The organism is Roseiterribacter gracilis (assembly GCA_018332375.1).
GTDB lineage: Bacteria > Pseudomonadota > Alphaproteobacteria > BOG-932 > Roseiterribacteraceae > Roseiterribacter > Roseiterribacter gracilis.
The window spans coordinates 1-773 of sequence record BOPV01000003.1; the positions used below are offsets into that span (position 1 = coordinate 1).

Here is a 773-nt window from a genome sequence, read left to right on the forward strand (position 1 = left end):
CGCCAGGTTGGTGTTCCGGCGATCGTCGTGTTCATGAACAAGGTCGACATGGTCGACGACGCGGAACTGCTCGACCTGGTTGAGCTGGAAATTCGCGAGCTGCTGTCGAAGTACGAATTCCCGGGCGACGACATTCCGATCGTGAAGGGCTCGGCGCTGGTCACGTTGGAAGACGGTGATCCGGAAATCGGCGAGAAGCGCATCCTGGAATTGATGGCGGAAGTGGATCGCTACATTCCGCAGCCGGAGCGTCCGAAGGATCGTCCGTTCCTGATGCCGATCGAAGACGTGTTCTCGATCTCGGGCCGCGGCACGGTGGTCACGGGTCGTATTGAGCGCGGCATCGTGAAGGTCGGTGAAGAAATCGAAATCGTCGGCATCAAGGCGACGACGAAGACGACGGTCACGGGCGTGGAAATGTTCCGCAAGCTGCTGGATAGCGGTGAAGCTGGCGACAACGTTGGTTGCCTGCTGCGCGGCACGAAGCGCGAAGACGTGGAACGCGGCCAGGTTCTGTCGAAGCCGGGTTCGATCACGCCGCACACCAAGTTCACGGCGGAAGCGTACATTCTGACGAAGGAAGAAGGCGGTCGTCACACGCCGTTCTTCACCAACTACCGTCCGCAGTTCTATTTCCGCACGACCGACGTGACGGGGATGGTGAAGCTGCCGGAAGGCACGGAAATGGTGATGCCGGGCGACAACATCTCGATGGAAGTCGAGCTGATCGCACCGATCGCGATGGATGAAGGCCTGCGCTTCGCCATCCGCGA

Annotated in this window: 1 protein-coding gene; it reads left to right on the top strand. The window is 60.2% G+C overall.

Annotated elements, in window-relative coordinates; translation table 11 throughout:
• Positions 1-773: elongation factor Tu (locus tag TMPK1_RS21015; RefSeq protein WP_420245732.1), on the top strand; the 773-nt coding region annotated here is incomplete at both ends.